This window comes from Hallella mizrahii (assembly GCF_009695775.1).
Taxonomy (GTDB): domain Bacteria; phylum Bacteroidota; class Bacteroidia; order Bacteroidales; family Bacteroidaceae; genus Prevotella; species Prevotella mizrahii.
Genome location: NZ_VUNG01000020.1, coordinates 1 through 16,911 on the forward strand (window position 1 = coordinate 1; position 16,911 = coordinate 16,911).

Sequence of the window (16,911 nt, forward strand, 5' to 3'; positions counted from 1 at the left end):
GGGCCTGCTTGTACCGTTCAAGGAGACTCTTGTACTTGTCTTTGCTTGCCATATTCATAATAATTTGTGCGCGCAAAGGTACAGACTTTTAAGCGAGGCTGAAATACGGTAATGCCGAGACGCTTACTTTAAACAAATTTCTGAGGTATGAATTATATATTTTGTCGATATTGAGATTATTGGAGTGCAAGTTTCCCTTCCTCACTTCTTATAAAACTCCTGTATCTCGGCAATCATATCCTTCACCTCCTGGTTCACTTTCAGGAAGTTGGCATAGAGGATGCGCTCACGCGCCTCGACGGAAGGGAAGTCGTAGAACTTTGGTAAGGGGTATTGGGCATAGTCCTTCTCCTCCTTAGCAATCTCGTCCATGTTGAAGTCGGTCTTGCAGAAGAACTTGCTGGTTTTGAACTCCTCCGCCTCCTGGATGTCCATGCTGTCGCCACGCCCCGTCTTGGTCTTGATGAAGTCGCGGGCAGTCTGACCGCAGATCCAGCCGGTGGGCATGTCGGCAATCTTCGAACCCGGCACCAGCGAGTCCATGTTCTCATTGAGGTTGATGGAAGTTTTGTCACGGTCGATAGTCACGCCTTTCTTCAACTGCACCACCTTACCGAAGATGTCGTTGGAGAGCCATTCCAAGGTCTCTTTCGCACGGGCTGAGCCGCTGACGACATTGCCGACGGTGGTGATGACCTTCTGCATACCGACCTTGCCATAGTCTGACTCCAACTGAGGAAGTTCCTGAAAGCCCAACGTCACGCTCACCTTGTTGCTTCGCGCCGTACCGATGAGACGGTCAATCTTATGGAAGTAAAGTGTGGGCAGCTCATCGACGATGATGCTCACCGGCACATTCTTTCCCTGCCCGGTGTTGACACGTGTCACGAGACGGTTGAGGATAAGGGCGTTGAGGGCACCGATGATGCTCTCCATCTCCGGGTCGTTGGCAATGAGCAGATAGCTGGGATGCTTCGGATCGCTGACCTTCAAGTCGAAGTCATCACCCTCTTTGCTGAATATCCAGTACGACTCCTTGGTCGCCAGTCTGGAGGTGAACACACGCAGCGTTCCGATCATTCCTTCCAACTGCTCCATGGCCTTGTTCTCAAAAGCCGTGCGGAACGGACCAAGCAGAGGAGCCACCTCCGTGTCGGTCATCAGCACCTCGAAGATGGTCTCGTAGCTCTCGTTGAGGAAAGAGAGGATATGCGGCATGTCACTGTATTTACCCAACCAATAAGCCGGCTCACAGACGTTGCCCCCGGCATCGCGGACGACGCCCGTGGGCTTGATCATTCCCGTCTCCGGGTCGATGGTCTTGTCATAAGCCAGCTCCCTGCCATGCTCATCGTAGGGCCGCTTCTGATAGTTGCAGAAGAAATAGATGCACGCAGCGAGGAAATTGACCGCCGAGGTCTGGAAGAACTGGTCGCTACCGCCTCCACCCTCTTTCTTGCCTTTCTGCAGCGACTCCAAAAGCGTCTCCGCTGTCTCACTTGCAGCAGCGAGATTGCCGATGTACTTCAACTGGATGGGGTTCACTCTCCTGCTGTATTCCACATTGACGAAGTTGATGATGTTGAAGTCGCAGCCTTTCGGCGTGCGTCCGGCCTTCTTGTTGATGCGGTAGTGATAATAGAGCTTCTGTGCCAGCGTCGGGAACTTATAGTCATAGGCGACGACGGCAAAGCCCTTCGCACTGTGCTGGCGGATAAACGGCTCGATGATGGAGAACGTCTTACCCGAACCCGGCGTTCCGACGACCCACGTGCCACGGAAGGGATTGACGATATTCACCCAGCCCTTGCGGAACTTCCCCTTGTAGTAATAACGCATGGGGATGTTCACACTATACTTGTTCTCAATCTTCTTGTCGTTCTGCAGGAAACTCTCATTCTCCAGGTTGAAGCGGTCTTTGAGCAGTCCGTCCTTCAGATACTTCGAGATGTTGTCCAACGCTACATGACAGAGCACCGTGCCCACGACCGACATGAGGAAGTAGAGCCACGTGCTGCAAGGAAGCGAGAAGAAACAAGGCTGCCAGCCGCGGTAGAACATCCACACCGAGAGGAACATCAGCATCAGGCCAAAGGACAGCGGATAGAAGACCATGCGCTTGGCGTTGAACTCGAGATGTTTCTTGTTCCTCGTGCCGATGCAGGTCACGCAGATGATGAGCAGCGTCATGATCTTACTGTGAAGCAGATGACCGTCCTGGTAGATGTCCATCAGCTTCATCCTGCCGTGAATGTCCGCGACGATGCCACCCCAGAACGTCAGCATTCCGGGGGTGATGGCATACTCGAAAAACTCGATGACCAGTGACAGATAGATGAACGTCCTGAAAATCTTATAGATGGACTGCAGGTCCTTGCTTTCTTCCATGCTTCTTCTTTGATTGGGGGTTACAATGATACGTTGACGCTGAATGACCACGGCGTGGTCGCATCATCATTTTAAGCTTCGGCTGAAGGCATCCGCACTGAGCACGTCGCTGTATTTGACTTTCAGGCTGATGGTACGCCCGCTGATCTGCTTCTCGCTCAGTTCGATGGTGAGGATCTTGTCATCGGGGAAGGTCAGCTTTCTGATGACAACGACATTGCGGTAGCCATGGAGGAACGACGGAGAGCGGTCGAGCGTGAAAGCGGGTTCCAGGTCTATCGTCTGCACCGTCGTGGCCTTGGCTTTTTTCTTATCCTGAAGCTTTATCTTCAACTGGTCGATGTCAAAGCGGATATTCGTCCTGTTATAAACAGAGAAGTCGAGGAAGAAATACTCGCCCACACTGTAGATGTTGTTCAACGCTATCTGCATCTTGTGCTTCTTCGACGAGCGGATGCCCTTGGACGGCGAGAGCCATATCCGTCGGGCATAGCGCGCCATGTCCTCCGTGGAGAGGCTGACGGCAGGATTGTCGTAACGGGTGCGCTCATCCAGCAGAATAGTCTTGTCGGTCACCGCTTCCTCCGGACGCGAGGTATAGACCAGACCGTACTGACTGCGGTAGCGCTCCGTGACGATGGTCACCACACCGAGGATGTCGCCATCGCGGTTTACCTCCACCCCTTCCTTGGGCTTCAGACGGATGGTGTTGCTGATGGGCTGGTCGCCCACAACCTTGTCCGTGCTGATGTCCACGAACCTCACCGGCTCACTGGCGGTGATGACCGTCGTGATGTTCTCGTTGACGGTCAGGAGCTGCATGCAGTCCATCGTCTTTTGGGCATTCACTGCAGTGAACAGAAAGACGGACATGATGAAAAAGAGAAATCTATGCGTATTCATTGCTTTGCTGTTTTTATTGTTATCGTTTCTGCTTGTCCTTGCTGTTGATGAGATAGACCATCGTGCCGTATTTCACCCGGACCTTGTTCTTCCGTATGTTTTTCGACAGGGCATTGGAGGCCTTGCGATAGGCGTTCTGCAGTGCCTGCTGCCCCCACCGTGCCGTAGCACCAGAGACGGAGCCGTCGGTGAAGCTCATGTTCTGACCCACCGTACTGCCAGCCACATCCCTGACGGTCTCGCCGAAACTGCTCTTGGGCACATACAGACCCTCCAGTCCGTCGGTGTCGTAGATGCTCAGATGGACTTTTATCAGTTCGTCCTCATAGAGCACGCTCTTGATGGTGCCCTTGACACGCTGCTGGCCGAAGCCGCTGAGTGTGCCGAAGAGACAGGTGCCACGGGCTATCGTGCGCTCACCGATGTCGATGTCGTCGAGAAGGCGGAAGCGGACGCGGCTGCCATCGACAGCCGTTATCTCCTCATCCACAATCGCACGGATGAGCTTGCGCTGCGTCTCGTTGACAGCGATGGTGTTGAAGTATTCGGAAGTCTCCTTCTGCCGCTTCACCACCTCCTCAGCCTCTGCTTCCTCTGCAATCTCGTTCACGGCTTTCTCATTGACGGTCTTCCTCTGCTCTGTCTGCTGCTCCTTCTGTTTGGCATAGTGGCTGCCCGATGTCGGTCTGTCATTGCTCCCAGCATCAGCTGCTACACCACTGCCGCGCAAACCTTCGTCACGGGCATCGGTCAGTTTCTTCTGAAGATCCTCCAGGGTGCGCTGTTCGTCATACGTGTTGCCGTAGTGGCTGCCACTGACGTTATGGTCTTTCTGCTGCTGCTCCTTGATCTGCTCCTGCAACCGGCGCAGACGTTCCATCGACTGCCGGGCTTCGTCACTCTGCCGGTCCAAAGCAGCCACCTCGGCATCGGTGTATTGCGACTGGTACGACTCCTTCTGCTCCTCGCCGCCACGGTCGATGTTCTCCACGGCGGACTCATCCTTGATCTTTCCGAAGTTGTTGACCATATTGCTGTACTTGTCACCGATGCCGTCGCCTTTGAGGTTGGCATCGGGCAACTTGTCGTTATAGTACGCCGTAGTCTGCTTCTTGTCGTCCACCTCCACCTTCTCGATGTTGAAGAACCGGAAAAAGAAATAGCCGAAGAACAGCAAGGGCAGATAGAGGATGGCGGGCAGCATGTACTTCGGCTGCCGGAAATTAATCTTGTCTGTTATTCTCATAGTTCCTGGTGCTTGTAGGGTTCGACACTTGGGTTGTACGCTCCACATGCTGCCTGCTGCCACCGTTATGGCGGCGGAAGCGCAGCTCCTTCTCCTGACGCTCCACGGCACTCGACGGCTGTCGCTTATGGCTCACCGCCGTGGACATGCAGTAGAGGTTGAGCGCCACACTGAAAAGGACAAAGCCGAAAATGATACAAAGAAAAATCTTCGGATAGCGGGAGGCAAAGCCCTGCACCTTAGCTGCCGCCTTGTCCAGCCGCACTGTCTCCGCAAAAGTCTTCCCTGCCTTCACACTGCTGTCGTGAAGGTCTTTGTATTTCGGATCGTTCTTGTCGGGCATCTTCTCCCCGATGATGATTTTCTTGAGATTCATAGCTTCTAATAATTGGATTTCGTTCTTTGGTCAAGATCTTTGTTGAGGATGGTTCTCCAGTTCACGATGAGCAGTCCGTGGGGATTGTTCTCCGTCCGTGGCACCCGTTTGAGCGCTCCCTCGGTGACGAGTTCCCGCATGAGGATGGACGTGCGCCGCTCGATACGCTGTCGGCCGTAGTAGGTGAACGTCAGACTGTCCCTGTTGAAACGGATGCTGTCGCAGAAGATGCTGAACACGGCACTGGAGCCCATGATGTTGCCGTAGAAGCCTTTCTCCTTCAAGGCATTGTATTGGGCAAGGCCGCTCTCGTCGATGAGATACATCGCCTTCTCCATCGTGTACTTGATGTACTTGTCGTCGGGAGCCAGCGTGAAGAAATAGTGGTGGAACATCTCCACATGGCTCTTCGCCTCCACGTCGAGCGTCTCCTCCATCGTACTTCTGTTGACCAAAATCGGCACCGTGCCGTCGAGGACATAAATCTTCTTGTGGGCATCGTCAACCATGGTCCGTGCAGTCCAGATGCTGCCCAGGGAGACGACCACACAGCCCACGAGAAACAGTGAGCAGATGATAAGCACCAGTTTAATCTTGTTTTCTAAATTCTTGATAACCATAATATTGTGGATTTTACAGTTTATACTCCTAATACCTTCCCGGCAGACTGCCGCATGGAAGTGGCCACCCCCTCACCGAAACTTCTCGTAGAGAATGCCGTGTCGCCCTCGGGAATCATCCAGGCGGCAAGATCGGGAACGAGGTTCAGACATTTCAGTGCCACCACACTCGCTGCCATGAGGTAACCGGCCGTGAAGAACGCGTTCTGCAGGTAGTTGACGACGGTCTCGTCAGAGGCAGTGACCGCCATCAGGTCGTTGTACTGGATGTTGATGACAATATCGAAGAGCAGGAGCACATAGAACCCGACAAAATAGAGCATCGCCCCGTAGAAATGGACGGTGAGGTAACGGATGATCCACTTTGCCCACGCTCCTTCCCACTTCGGCAAGAGCGAGAACGCCCACTGAATGGGTCCGAAGATGGTCAGCATGCCCAGGAGTATCTGCTGGCAGTAGATGGTGCCCCACCAGCCGATGCGGAACGTTATCAGGGCAATGAGCATGATGATCTTGTCTATCAGCATCACCAGTCCGGCAGAGGTGCTCGTCATCTCCGCCTTGACGATATTCTTCTCGTCCTCCGCCGCGGCGTCTGCATCGGTGACGTCCTGTACGCTGCCCTGGGTAAGCAGGGCGCTCACGGCATTGCTTGCCGCCTTGATGGTGGACATCGGGTCGGAAGCCTCGTCGCCGAGCTGGTACATCAGCTGCTGCACGTCGTCCATCCGGTCCTTCACCTGAGCCGCCTCCGCCTCATAGAGGTCGTGGGTGTAGCTGCCGATGGCATTGGGGATGTAACTGAGGAAGTCGAGGGCGCACCACGTGCTGTTGCCTCCGCCGATGCCGGTGTCTGCCGGTGGATACCACCAGCAGAGAATGATGCTGATGGCCAAGGGCTTGAAGAGTTTCATCACGTCCAGAGGCTCGCGCCTGACCATCATCTTGTAGGCCATGTTGGCACACATGATGATGGCAAAAAGTCCGGCCAGGGCCATGGACATCTGGAGAATCCACCAGAACGGGCCCTGCCCGCCCGTGAACGTCGCGTCGGTCAGGAACTCATTCGTGCGGAATATCACGTCGTCAATCTCCTCTTCGAGAAGGTTGATGCCGAAATCTACTGCTGTGCTGTCGTTGGGCATAGTCGTTGTCGTTTATGGGGTAATGATGTTATTGTCCTTGGTTGTGGTCTTTGCCTTCAGGCCATTGTCACGCCACCGGTTGTAGGCGGCCGTCGCATTCTCTTTGACCCGGTGCTGGAAACGGGACATGGCCGTCACAATCCTGTCGGCACGCTGCTTCGTGGCCAGGAAGCGGACGCGCAGAATCAGCTTGTCGTTCGATGCCGTCACCTCGTCATAGATGGCGAGGTACTGCTTCTGCCGCTCACTGTTCGGCATATAGCCCTTTCGGACGGTCTTGATGGCAAAGTCGTACATCCTGGCCAGGTCCGTCCATGCGTCTATCTCCTCGGAGGTTGCCTTGCCAACCAGTCCGTTGAGGTTGTTCTTGAAGGCCAGCAGCCGGCTGTTGATCTTCTCCCCTTCCGTGAGCCAGGCGATGTCTATCTGCCGGTCAGCGATGTTCATGGCCTCAATCTTGGCGCGGCTCTCCAAGTCCGACTGGATGCTGTCGGCCATATCGACCTGAGGCAGGGAGGCGATCTGTGTTGCCGTGCGCAGGGTGTTCTTGACGGAGGTCGGTGCCTTGGCACCTTTTCTGTAACTGTTGTGCGTCAGTTTGTAATAGACTTCCGGGGTCAGACTGCCTGCCCCCAACTCCATCACCATGATCTGCCCGTACTTGGAAGCGTCATGGCTGTAGGTGACCTGCTGTGCCCACGACTGAATGCTGACCAGCATGGCTGTCAGCATGAGTAGGTGTCGTCTGCTTGTTTTCATATCGTTTCAAGTTAATATCCTAATTTTCCGGCTCCTTTCCATCTGCCAAGGGCCTCTCCAGCCATCTCCTTGAGGGTCTTGGAGCGGTAGAGCTCTCCTTTCCAATAGCTCGTCCGAGCTTGGATGAACTTCCATGTCTGGAAATACGCGGCGTTGACAATGTCCTTGATGCGGTCAAGCGACCTGTTGATGTTCTCTACCATCAGCATCATCGAGGCGGGCGTGCAGCTGACCTGACCGCTGGCATAGGCGGCAAGGACGGCCACGGACGAATAGAGGTTGCGGCACTCCGCACTGAGGTTTCTGACTGCCCGTGCATTGACGGTCAGGAGCAATGTGTCGGCGGACTCGATGCGCTTGCGCTTGATGATCTTTTTGTTGTACTCGGACAGCAGTTCCTTGTACTTCCCGAGCTTGTCGGACACGTCATCGTAGGTGCGATAGACGTTGAAGCCTGTGCTCACCGTGCTATAGACCAAATCGATAATGTCGAAGGCACGGGTGTATTTGTCGAGCTCTAGGTTGATATCCCGGTATTCTCGGTGGGTAACCTCACTGGCCTGATGGAGCAGCTGGTTGCTCTCTTCCAGGACCGACCTAGCTAAGAGCAGACTGCGCTGTTTCTTGTGGTCATTGATATACGCCTCTATCGTCGGGATGTCACGTGGCACCTGCGCCAACAGCTTGCATTGCATACCGAGGAACAGTACCAACAGCACTGCCGTCAGCTGATACCTGACTGAATGAGGCGTATTGCCCATCTTACCCGTATTTATCGTATTACTCATACTCCTTATATTAATAGGTGAATCAAGGGAGGCTGCTTTCGTCCTCCTCGTCTTCCCGTTGGTAGTTGGCACTGCCGCCGTTGGCCATCCACCGCCGGTGACACTGCTCTGCAATGCTGAGCTTGCGGTTGCTGTCGGCATTCAGTTTCGGTGCCATGTCCTTCGCCCAGTCCAAAAGACTGTGACGGTAGTGGAGGAATTTCTCCACCATGACCAAATCGGTATAGATGCGGGCCAGCCGCGCCTCGATACCACGGGCTATCTCCAACCGGTCGCTCGCCCAGAGCAGGTGATGGACATCATCGGTGGTATCTTCGGCCACTTCCTTCGTCTTCGCATACTCCACCGTGACATTGCAGTTGGGATGGGCTCTCCGCAGCTCACTGATTTTCCGGTTGACAAGCCGGGCATTCTCCTCGTCAGACTTGTTGGGATCGAGGTTCATTGTCTCGGCCACGGACGTGTCGCTCCAGCTGCTCGTCAGGCTCCAGTCTATCTGAACAATGGCACGGTGCACCTTGATGCCGAGGAAGTACTTTGGTTTGCGGGCGATGGAAAGCGTGGCCTTGAAGGTCACCTGGCCCTTGACATTGCCCACGGTGCCCTGCCGGACAAAGGTGTTGCCGGACCAGTTGCCAGCATCCTTCCAGTTGATATGATAGGCATCCTTCATGGCCTTCATCAGCTGTGGTATGCGGTTATAGTCATCGGTCTGTTCCTTTTCGCCCTCCTGGGATTCCGTGATGGCCTGGCGGGTGTCCTTGATGTCGTCGTCCACGCCGTCCAACTCCTTCTGCAATGCCTTGATGCGCTTTTCGTTGCTTTCATAAGTCGCACGGTATTGCTCATAGGCCGCACCCGTGGAAGCGGACATCTTGCGGAGCAGCTCGCTGTTTTCCTTGTTGAGTTGGTCCAACTGTGCCTGAAGGGTGGCAGCCTGCTGGCGGAGCCGGACGAGGCGCGCTTGTAGCTCGGTGGTCTCCACTCCGCTGTCGTCACTGCCGCTCAGTGTAGTACGCATGGCGCACTGCTTTGTATGGGCATCGACGGCTTTGCCGCATTCCTTACATTTATAGGTGGTGCTGCCTTTGCCCAACGTGCCGCCGTCGTGACAGGTGATGCTGAATGTCGCCGACGATGAACCGGCCAGCTTCCCGGCATCGGTTGTGGTGTAATACCTGCGGTTGTCGTAACCGATGTAATAGGTATAGTTCGGCTCCTGAGGATGGGAGTCTATATAGTCCTTCAACTCGCCGGTACTGTTGATTTCCTGATGGTCACCGTTGGCATTGTACTGTGCCAGCCGTGCCTTCATCTGTGCCATGAAGGTGTTCCAGTCCATACTGTAGCTGTCGAAGACCTCCTCATAGACTTCCTCCTTGATGTCCCATGACTTGCTGACCCGGATGTAATAGGCATAGGCCTTGGCATACTGCCCGCTCTTCCGCTTGCTCAGAATGAAAGCAGAGGGAGAATAATACATGTTGTAATAATACTTTGAGCTACCGTTGTTGAGCTCGTTGACACGCTTGCGGCTCCATCCGGCATGGTTCTCGGAGTTGGACAGGATAGCCTCGTACTGTGCGCTGCTCGGAGTGAAGTTGGCATCCCTGGTATTGATGCGGTACCAGTGGTCGCCATAGATGATGGCATTGTTGTCGGTCGGCGGACGGTAATCGCAGACGGTCTCCGAGCCCTGGTCACGGCGGTAGATATACACGCGCTGGGTATAGTGCCGTCCTACGGCCGCCTGACTGTAGTCGTCCAGCCATCCGGTGATGTTGTAGTCGCTGAGTTTGAACAGCTCGCTGACGCTGTTCATGCCCGTCAGCTTTTCAATAAACTGCCTGGTGGAGAGTTTTTTGAAGTCTCCGTACAGGTTGCTCGCATTGTCTGCAAGGGTGATCACACTTGTGGCTTTCTCGAGAAACGTCCCTCCGAAACTCGTGCCCTGAAGCAACTGGGCAAGGCTGTTGCGGTAACCGGCATTGGCAAGGCCGACCCCTTTGTTGATGAGGTTATCCAGATCCGCCTTCAGATGGTCCTTGGTGAAACGGCCGCTGATGTCGCTGCCGATATTCTCAAAGAGATTTTTCCAGTCGACACCCCCCAACTGGGTTATGTCGACGATGGCTTTCAGTTCATCGCTTAGCTCCAGGAAGGCTATATCCTTAAAACTCAGACTGCTGTTGGTGACGACACTCTCAAACTGCTGGCACAACGACTTCACGTCATCAGTCGTCTTCAACAGGTAGCTGCCCCAGTAGACGGCGGTAGACGGATCCTCCACCATCAGACGGGCACAGGTGACCGTCTTGGGGATGATGCGCTTCGAAACGATGTTGTAGATGCGCGTATAGTAATAGTTCTCCTTCTCATCGTTCCACAGGTTGAGGTCGGTCAGCGCCTTGCGCTCGAGATACTTCGAAGAGAAAATGCCGGAGCTGGCGACGCCTGCAGCCTGGTAGCTGTCGTAGATCTTCTGAAGGCTCTCATTATGCAACGCCTCGATGGCAGCTTCCGTCGCATACGCCTCAGTCATGCCCTCCATCGTCTTGTAGTCGATATTGATGCTGGCATACTGGGCCCTGACAGGGAGCACTGCCAAGGCGAGAAGGAGAATCTGTATGACGAACGTTGATTTCATCGTAATGGGGTTATTTTCATCGTAATGGGGTTATAGGAATTTTACGTTTTCTTCTGAAGATGGAGCACCCTGCCGGCCTTGTTGACCTTTTGGGCAAACTCCAGTGACTTGCTGATGCCGGAAAGTGCCCAGTCGCGGCAATAAGCTTCTATAGCCTGCTGATGACTGCATCCGAGCTCCGACTTGTAGAGTTTCAGGGCTTCTTTCTCGGCGCGCTCCGTGGTGTAGGTCATATAACACTCCCGTGGCTCCTCTACGCCATAGACCTCGCTGACGAGGCCACGGCGGATGAAAACCTCGCGGAAGAAGCTGCGGCCTTCGGTGTTCTCCAACCGATTGATGGTGAATATCTTGCGGCACTCCACATCGGTGAGTCCCAGGATGGCCTTGATGTCGTCGAAACGCTCCTTGAACTTGCCTTGGTCAAGAAGGATCGTGACATCGGAGTTGTTGATGATGGCTTCCTTGACGATCGGACTGCCGATGATGTCCTGAAGCTCCTGGGTGACAACGCCCACCATGGCCCAGAATTTTCGGGCTGTCTTATAGAGATACTGGATATACTCCGCCATCATGGGAGAGGCGACGGCTTTCCATGCCTCCTCGATGACAAGGACCTTGCGGTTTTTCTTGATGCGCATCTTCTGAATGAAGACGTCCATGATGATCAGCGTGACCAGTGGGAACAGCGTCTTGTTGTCCTTGATGGTGTCAATCTCAAAGACGATGAAGGTCTCGTCGAACAGTGAGGAGTCGATGTTTTCGTTCAGCGTACGCTCGTAGGTGCCGCCACGGTAGAACTCAGAGAGAGAGTAGTTATAGGAGGAGATGTCGATGCCGGTGATGCGGTTCTCGTTGCATATATACGGGAGGCGCGCCGTACTGTACTCGAAGAAACTGTTGAAGGACAGTTCGCTGACAACCAGCGCGCGACGGCGGTCCTCCATCTCCGCTATTCTCTTGTTGATGCGGTTCTCCACATCCTCGTTGGTGTCTGTAGGCTTGCCCTCCGTGGCTGTCTCTATGAGCAGCTTCTTGTGGAGCGCGTCCCGCTGCGACTTGCTGTAACCCTTGAAGCCGTTGAAATAGACCTCGTAGTATTCCTTGATCACCTGCTCGATAAGCAGTTCCTCTATCTTGCTGGGGACAGCGGAATAGCCTTTCCATATGAGCATGACAAGGTTTTTAAGAAAGTCCATTTTCTCCACGTTCAGCTCCTCACGCTGGATGCGGAAGGGATTCATGGTGATGGGATGCTCCTCTGTATAGCTGATGTACTTGCCGCCTGCATACTCACACAGCCCCTCGTAGGAGTTGCCGGTATCGACCATGACAACATCCGTCCCCTGCTCCCACAACTGCCGGATGACGCTGTTCATATGAAAGGACTTGCCGCTGCCGCTGGGTCCGAGGCAAAAGAAATTACTGTTGTCCGTGAGCTTCCTGGCACCTTCCTTGCCGGAGATGTCGATGGCCACTGGAACACCCTGCCGGTCCGTGTAATAGACCTTCAGCGGCGTGTCCTCACTCTTGGGAAGACGCTCCTTATACATCAGACAGCTGGCGGCATCGCTGAGGGTCAGGAAGCGGTCGTAGTCCTTGTTGAGCGAATAACAGTTGCCGGGGAACGAGCCCACAAAGAGCTCCAGCTGGTTGTAGGCGCGCTGGCTGATCTGTACGCCGATACGCCCGAAGGCGTTCTCCAGATGATTCGTGCAGCGTTGCAGATCGGCATCGGCGGCCACGGTAACAACGAGGTTGAAATGGCAATAGACCAGCTGCTTGTTCTCGCGGGCTATCAGCTCCTCCACTTTCTTGATGTCCTCGACGGCTATCTGATTGCTGGGATTGGGAAGTGAGGCATGGCGGTTCTTTTTCTTGGCCAGCCGGCTCATCTCCTGCTTCTGACTTGGCAGGAAGACGACCTGGTTATAGACGACACTCAGCACGCCCGGGATGCTGTCAACCATCGTCATCAGGTCAACGGGCATGGTGATGTTGTTGACCTCTATATTGGTGTAAGGACGGATGAGCGTCGGAAGGACGATGTTGTCAACGTCCACGAGACTGTACATCTTGAATTTGCGCCCTCCAAGTCCGATGTGGTCGTCAGTGACCTGGAAGTTGCTCATCGACACATGCCCGTCAGTAAAATGCTGGGCAAGGTACTGGTCAGCATAATGGCGCACCTCGTCAGCGGAGAGGAAACGGGAGGAGATGCCACGGTCGCGGAGCTGGTCACGGACCTTGCCGACCTTGACAAGGAAATCCTTCCACTTGCGGCCGTCGTAGCTGAAAAGCCGCTCTTTCCGGTTCTCCTGCGTGATGGTCAGAAAAGTGGTGCAGTCGGTGTACTCACGTCCCTTGAAATAGCGGAAGTAGCTATCAGAGAGATACTCACGCTTGCCGTTGTCCTCTCCCCGGTATCTTTTACGGGTGAAGACATCCTGCTTATGGATGGCATAACCCTCTCCAAGGGTGGCCATCAGAGAGGTCAGAACATTGGCGTAGGCATTGTACTCGGCGGTGTCGGCACAGTGCTTCTGTACGGGGTTGCGCATGGAAAGGACAGCGGACAGCTCACCGGTCTTGGTATAGAGCACGCCCATTCCCTCTATGTCCTCAATGGAGAAGTAAATCTCCTTGAAGATCTTGGCGCGCTTGCTGCCCGTACCGAAGCAATAAACAGACACTGACATGCCCAGACAGACGGCCACGAAGAAGATTATAACGTATAATGTCATCACTTTTTCTTTAAGTTCTCAATGATGTTTGCAGACAGGGGCAGGCACCGAATATGACCGTCCGTGCCCGCCCCATTTCATTCAACAGTGTTGCAGTTCCAGCATCATGCAATCTTTGTGATTACAGGCGCTCACGGCAGGCAAATACATACAGCCCCCTGCCGATTTTCTTTGAGTAAAGGCCCTTGCGCTGCTTGACCAGTATAAGGGCAATGCCGACAGTGATGGTCACAGCGGCAAAGACCAGAGCCAGCAGAAAACCCAAAAGAGCATAGACCAGCATGAAGCCTAAGATGGCGACAGCGGCAGTAATGCCTGCCCAGGTGATATACCGGCCTTGCAGTCCCATGAACTCCAGCGGCCGCTGGAGTCCCTTGAACATCTGACATTCCATCTGTGAGTCACTCATCTGTGTCATAGCCCGTAGGATCAGCCTCCGATACCGAAGAAGAGAGGAAGGGCATTGGCTGCCGCAATGAGGAAGATGCAGGCTCCGACAATCATCATGATCTTCTTCTTGACATCCTGCTCCTCATTGTTCATCGCGATATAGACGGAGATGGCTCCGACAATGGCGACGACACCGGCAAGGGCGTAACAGAGATTGACGACGTAGGGCACGTACTTCACGAGCTCCGTGGCAACCTCTTCAAGGGCGTTGGTACCCGCGTCATAGCCAGTACCGGCAAGCGTCTGTGCCAGAGCCTGCATGGAGGTGCCGAACAGGGCAGCGACGGCAATGATGAATGCCTTTGCCTTGTCGCAGACGAAAGAGGCAGCTGCCTTCACTTTGGAAACGACTTTGCTAATAATTTTTTTCATTGGCAATTAAAATTAAGTTGTACATTGGTGAATGGTTTTCCTATTTTGTCGCGCGTAAATAGTCTAAAAGATAAAGTTCATGTCCTGGTAGCCATAAAGGGCGGGCATGACGATGGAGGCTCCGATGATGAAGAGGATGCCGCCAAAGAGCATCATCAGACTCTTGGTGATGTCCCCCTCATGGTAGTTCATCTTGATGCAGATCTGCAAGGCGGAGATGATGACCATGATGCTTGCCACCGCATAGAGTATCTCGACGGTATAAATCATCATGGTACCGACGAAGGCCGTGGCCTCGGCAAGGCCGTCGGCTCCCCAGGAATAGTCTACCGATCCGCAACGGGCATGGGAGGCTCTGAAGATGCCGAGCATGGCGGCCAGAATCATATACCGCCGGCTATTGGGGTCAACACTGCGTGTATTCATCTCTTTTGTCAATATTCAAAGATTCTGCATTGTTTCGTATAATGTTGCTGAGATCCTTTGATTTGAAAAGGTTGCCCAGGATGGTGTTCTTCTTCATGTTCTTGTTGATACCTTCTAATCTTTGTGCGATTTCGTCATTGGCGGAAGTGCCGACACAGCTCCTGACTTCGTATTGCGGCTCAACCAACTCCTGATTAAACACTTCCGCCTCGACGAAAGGGCGTGCTTCCTGCTCCGGCTTCTGACCATCGATGAATCCGACAGACGGGATGAGGACCTCGCTATTGTCCGGTGCCGAGGACTTCTCTTGGGGTGCTGACTCCGAATGAGCTTCCTGAGACTCGTTGCTTCCAGCTGGACGGTTGTCTGCCCCGGTGCTTTCTGGCGCATCAGATGCCGGTAGCAATTCTTCCTCGGCTTTAGCCGTGATATCCGCCTCGTCGGCCTCAGTGATTTGCTCTTGTTCCGGTGAGGATGATGTGCCGGTGATGTCGAAACCTCCGGTCTCCGCATTCTCGGTGACTGTCCTCGGCCGGACAACGGCACTGTCATCCTCGTCCTCAATAGGTATGTTCTCCGTAGAGCCACTGTCTTTCCTGGACTTGGCGTGCAATTCCATGTAGATGGCGGCTGAGAAATACAGAATCTCAGCGATGGTGAGAACGATGGCAAAAATTATAAATGGACTCATAGTCGCGTCTTTTTGTGATGAACATGATTTTATTTCCACCACAAAAATAGCACGTTTCTATAGTATAGACTGGAAAAGCTATTGTCAAACAGCACAATAGAGGCTTAAATTGAAGAATTGGTTCGATGAAAAAATAGTGATAGAACCAACATTACGGAATAAGACAGCAAGAGCGGCAAGCTGCTGAATGACACTTGCCGCTCCTGCTCAATTAAGGACAATGAGTTCAGAACAAATCGATGGCTTTCCGCTTCGAATTCTCTTCGATGACCCCGTGTTTCCGCTCATAGCCGTCAATGGCCTTGATGAAGGCTGCTTCAACGACATCCTTGATTTGAAGTCCTTCGCGTGTGGCGATGGTGCGGATCTTCTTCAGGACACCGGAATCGACAATTGTGCAGAACCTCTCCTGGTTGCGAGCCTGCTCCAACGATTTTTGCCGGAGTCTGTCTTTACCCGCCGTGTGCTTGTTCCCCTTCCCGGGAACCTGTTTATCGGGGGTGTTCTCCTGTATGCTGTCAGTGTTTCCCGTCAGCCCCGTAAACAGGGCATCCAGATCGTTATTTTTCATACTGCCACCTCCTTTCCACGGTTCATGCGTTCTATGAATTCCTCGGCAAGAGCCGTATAGTCCTTGGCTCCATTGCTGCCGGAAGCATAGTCAAGGATGTTGCGGTTCTGCAACGGTGCTTCTGCAAGTCGCACGTTCTTGCGGATCTTACTTCGGTAGACAACATCTCCTTCCCACACTCTGAGCCGTTCCTCTATGCCGCGGGAAAGCTTGCTGTTCTCCCAGCGCGTGATGACAATGCCTGAGATATGGGCTTGGGGATTGAGCTTCTGTCGTACCATGCTGATGAAGTCGCTCATCATCGTCAGTCCTTTGAAAGGAAGGACTTCGGAGATCAGAGGGATGAGAACATCCGTTGACGCAGTGATGGCATTCAATGTGACAAGTCCCAAAGACGGCGGACAGTCCAGGAGCACAAAGTCATAGTTGTCTTCAACTTTGGCTTTGGATAGAAGACCAGCCAGAATGTGCTCGCGCGCTATGGCGGTTGAAAGCTCCACATCCGCCATGGCCAGCGTCAGGGAGGCGGGTACAAGATGAAGGCGGTTGTTCACAGATACTATTGGCAAACAGTCTGTCTTGCCTGTCAATGCCTCATAGATAGAGGGACCGTCTATAGAGGCGACCAAGGAAGCCGTAAGATTGGCCTGTGCATCCAGGTCTACAAGCAGGACACGATGCCCCTTCACCGACAGGATGCTGCCAAGATTGGCGACAGTGGTCGTTTTGCCGACACCACCCTTATGGTTGGCTACGGCTATGATTTTTGTTTTCATCTATTCAGT

16 protein-coding genes are annotated in these 16,911 nt (G+C 53.7%); all 16 read right to left on the reverse strand.

Annotated features, from left to right (window positions below):
• Positions 1-201: 201 nt before the first annotated feature.
• Positions 202-2,388, reverse strand: coding sequence for a type IV secretory system conjugative DNA transfer family protein (locus tag FYJ73_RS08480; protein ID WP_154534285.1), 2,187 nt, complete (start codon positions 2,386-2,388; stop codon positions 202-204).
• A 66-nt stretch (positions 2,389-2,454) separates the two neighbouring features.
• A complete protein-coding gene (gene traN, locus FYJ73_RS08485; protein WP_154534286.1) occupies positions 2,455-3,291 on the reverse strand; it encodes a conjugative transposon protein TraN in 837 nt (278 codons plus the stop codon).
• A gap of 19 nt (positions 3,292-3,310) precedes the next feature.
• Positions 3,311-4,537 carry a conjugative transposon protein TraM gene (gene traM, locus FYJ73_RS08490; protein WP_154534287.1) on the reverse strand — a complete coding sequence of 409 codons (1,227 nt, stop codon included), beginning with the start codon at positions 4,535-4,537 and terminating at the stop codon, positions 3,311-3,313.
• Positions 4,515-4,913, reverse strand: coding sequence for a hypothetical protein (locus FYJ73_RS08495; RefSeq protein ID WP_154534288.1), 399 nt, complete (start codon positions 4,911-4,913; stop codon positions 4,515-4,517). Before FYJ73_RS08495 ends, traM begins: the two co-directional genes overlap by 23 nt.
• A gap of 5 nt (positions 4,914-4,918) precedes the next feature.
• The gene (gene traK / locus FYJ73_RS08500; protein ID WP_028910107.1) at positions 4,919-5,533 is read right to left on the reverse strand and encodes a conjugative transposon protein TraK; all 615 of its coding nucleotides are present in this window, start codon (positions 5,531-5,533) and stop codon (positions 4,919-4,921) included.
• A 20-nt stretch (positions 5,534-5,553) separates the two neighbouring features.
• The gene (locus tag FYJ73_RS08505) at positions 5,554-6,678 is read right to left on the reverse strand and encodes a hypothetical protein (protein WP_028910108.1); all 1,125 of its coding nucleotides are present in this window, start codon (positions 6,676-6,678) and stop codon (positions 5,554-5,556) included.
• Positions 6,679-6,690: 12 nt separating this feature from the next.
• Positions 6,691-7,437, reverse strand: coding sequence for a DUF5045 domain-containing protein (locus FYJ73_RS08510; protein ID WP_154534289.1), 747 nt, complete (start codon positions 7,435-7,437; stop codon positions 6,691-6,693).
• Between the two features lie 11 nt (positions 7,438-7,448).
• On the reverse strand, positions 7,449-8,225 hold the full coding sequence (locus FYJ73_RS08515; RefSeq protein WP_235899293.1) for a hypothetical protein: 777 nt from the start codon (positions 8,223-8,225) through the stop codon (positions 7,449-7,451).
• A gap of 22 nt (positions 8,226-8,247) precedes the next feature.
• Positions 8,248-10,872 (reverse strand): efflux RND transporter periplasmic adaptor subunit, encoded by a 2,625-nt coding sequence (locus FYJ73_RS08520; protein WP_154534290.1) that lies wholly within the window; start codon positions 10,870-10,872, stop codon positions 8,248-8,250.
• Between the two features lie 41 nt (positions 10,873-10,913).
• Positions 10,914-13,616 carry a TraG/VirB4 family ATPase gene (locus FYJ73_RS08525; protein WP_154534291.1) on the reverse strand — a complete coding sequence of 901 codons (2,703 nt, stop codon included), beginning with the start codon at positions 13,614-13,616 and terminating at the stop codon, positions 10,914-10,916.
• A gap of 121 nt (positions 13,617-13,737) precedes the next feature.
• Positions 13,738-14,034, reverse strand: a complete 297-nt coding sequence (locus FYJ73_RS08530) for a hypothetical protein (protein WP_051220306.1) — start codon at positions 14,032-14,034, stop codon at positions 13,738-13,740.
• Positions 14,035-14,045: 11 nt separating this feature from the next.
• Positions 14,046-14,438, reverse strand: coding sequence for a DUF4134 domain-containing protein (locus tag FYJ73_RS08535; protein ID WP_154534292.1), 393 nt, complete (start codon positions 14,436-14,438; stop codon positions 14,046-14,048).
• A gap of 63 nt (positions 14,439-14,501) precedes the next feature.
• Complete coding sequence (locus FYJ73_RS08540) at positions 14,502-14,825, reverse strand: DUF4134 family protein (protein ID WP_154534338.1); 324 nt, start codon at positions 14,823-14,825, stop codon at positions 14,502-14,504.
• A gap of 19 nt (positions 14,826-14,844) precedes the next feature.
• A complete protein-coding gene (locus FYJ73_RS08545) occupies positions 14,845-15,555 on the reverse strand; it encodes a hypothetical protein (RefSeq protein WP_154534293.1) in 711 nt (236 codons plus the stop codon).
• A gap of 226 nt (positions 15,556-15,781) precedes the next feature.
• The gene (locus FYJ73_RS08550; RefSeq protein ID WP_154534294.1) at positions 15,782-16,126 is read right to left on the reverse strand and encodes a hypothetical protein; all 345 of its coding nucleotides are present in this window, start codon (positions 16,124-16,126) and stop codon (positions 15,782-15,784) included.
• Positions 16,123-16,902, reverse strand: coding sequence for a ParA family protein (locus FYJ73_RS08555; RefSeq protein ID WP_154534295.1), 780 nt, complete (start codon positions 16,900-16,902; stop codon positions 16,123-16,125). Before FYJ73_RS08555 ends, FYJ73_RS08550 begins: the two co-directional genes overlap by 4 nt.
• Positions 16,903-16,911: the final 9 nt, after the last annotated feature.

What these genes read in the sequence shown, in the direction of transcription:
- FYJ73_RS08480 (WP_154534285.1), bottom strand. Translation starts at nt 2,388, where the DNA reads ATGGAAGAAAGCAAGGACCTGCAGTCCATCTATAAGATTTTCAGGACG.
- traN (WP_154534286.1), bottom strand. Translation starts at nt 3,291, where the DNA reads ATGAATACGCATAGATTTCTCTTTTTCATCATGTCCGTCTTTCTGTTC.
- traM (WP_154534287.1), bottom strand. Translation starts at nt 4,537, where the DNA reads ATGAGAATAACAGACAAGATTAATTTCCGGCAGCCGAAGTACATGCTG.
- FYJ73_RS08495 (WP_154534288.1), bottom strand. Translation starts at nt 4,913, where the DNA reads ATGAATCTCAAGAAAATCATCATCGGGGAGAAGATGCCCGACAAGAAC.
- traK (WP_028910107.1), bottom strand. Translation starts at nt 5,533, where the DNA reads ATGGTTATCAAGAATTTAGAAAACAAGATTAAACTGGTGCTTATCATC.
- FYJ73_RS08505 (WP_028910108.1), bottom strand. Translation starts at nt 6,678, where the DNA reads ATGCCCAACGACAGCACAGCAGTAGATTTCGGCATCAACCTTCTCGAA.
- FYJ73_RS08510 (WP_154534289.1), bottom strand. Translation starts at nt 7,437, where the DNA reads ATGAAAACAAGCAGACGACACCTACTCATGCTGACAGCCATGCTGGTC.
- FYJ73_RS08515 (WP_235899293.1), bottom strand. Translation starts at nt 8,225, where the DNA reads ATGAGTAATACGATAAATACGGGTAAGATGGGCAATACGCCTCATTCA.
- FYJ73_RS08520 (WP_154534290.1), bottom strand. Translation starts at nt 10,872, where the DNA reads ATGAAATCAACGTTCGTCATACAGATTCTCCTTCTCGCCTTGGCAGTG.
- FYJ73_RS08525 (WP_154534291.1), bottom strand. Translation starts at nt 13,616, where the DNA reads ATGACATTATACGTTATAATCTTCTTCGTGGCCGTCTGTCTGGGCATG.
- FYJ73_RS08530 (WP_051220306.1), bottom strand. Translation starts at nt 14,034, where the DNA reads ATGACACAGATGAGTGACTCACAGATGGAATGTCAGATGTTCAAGGGA.
- FYJ73_RS08535 (WP_154534292.1), bottom strand. Translation starts at nt 14,438, where the DNA reads ATGAAAAAAATTATTAGCAAAGTCGTTTCCAAAGTGAAGGCAGCTGCC.
- FYJ73_RS08540 (WP_154534338.1), bottom strand. Translation starts at nt 14,825, where the DNA reads ATGATTCTGGCCGCCATGCTCGGCATCTTCAGAGCCTCCCATGCCCGT.
- FYJ73_RS08545 (WP_154534293.1), bottom strand. Translation starts at nt 15,555, where the DNA reads ATGAGTCCATTTATAATTTTTGCCATCGTTCTCACCATCGCTGAGATT.
- FYJ73_RS08550 (WP_154534294.1), bottom strand. Translation starts at nt 16,126, where the DNA reads ATGAAAAATAACGATCTGGATGCCCTGTTTACGGGGCTGACGGGAAAC.
- FYJ73_RS08555 (WP_154534295.1), bottom strand. Translation starts at nt 16,902, where the DNA reads ATGAAAACAAAAATCATAGCCGTAGCCAACCATAAGGGTGGTGTCGGC.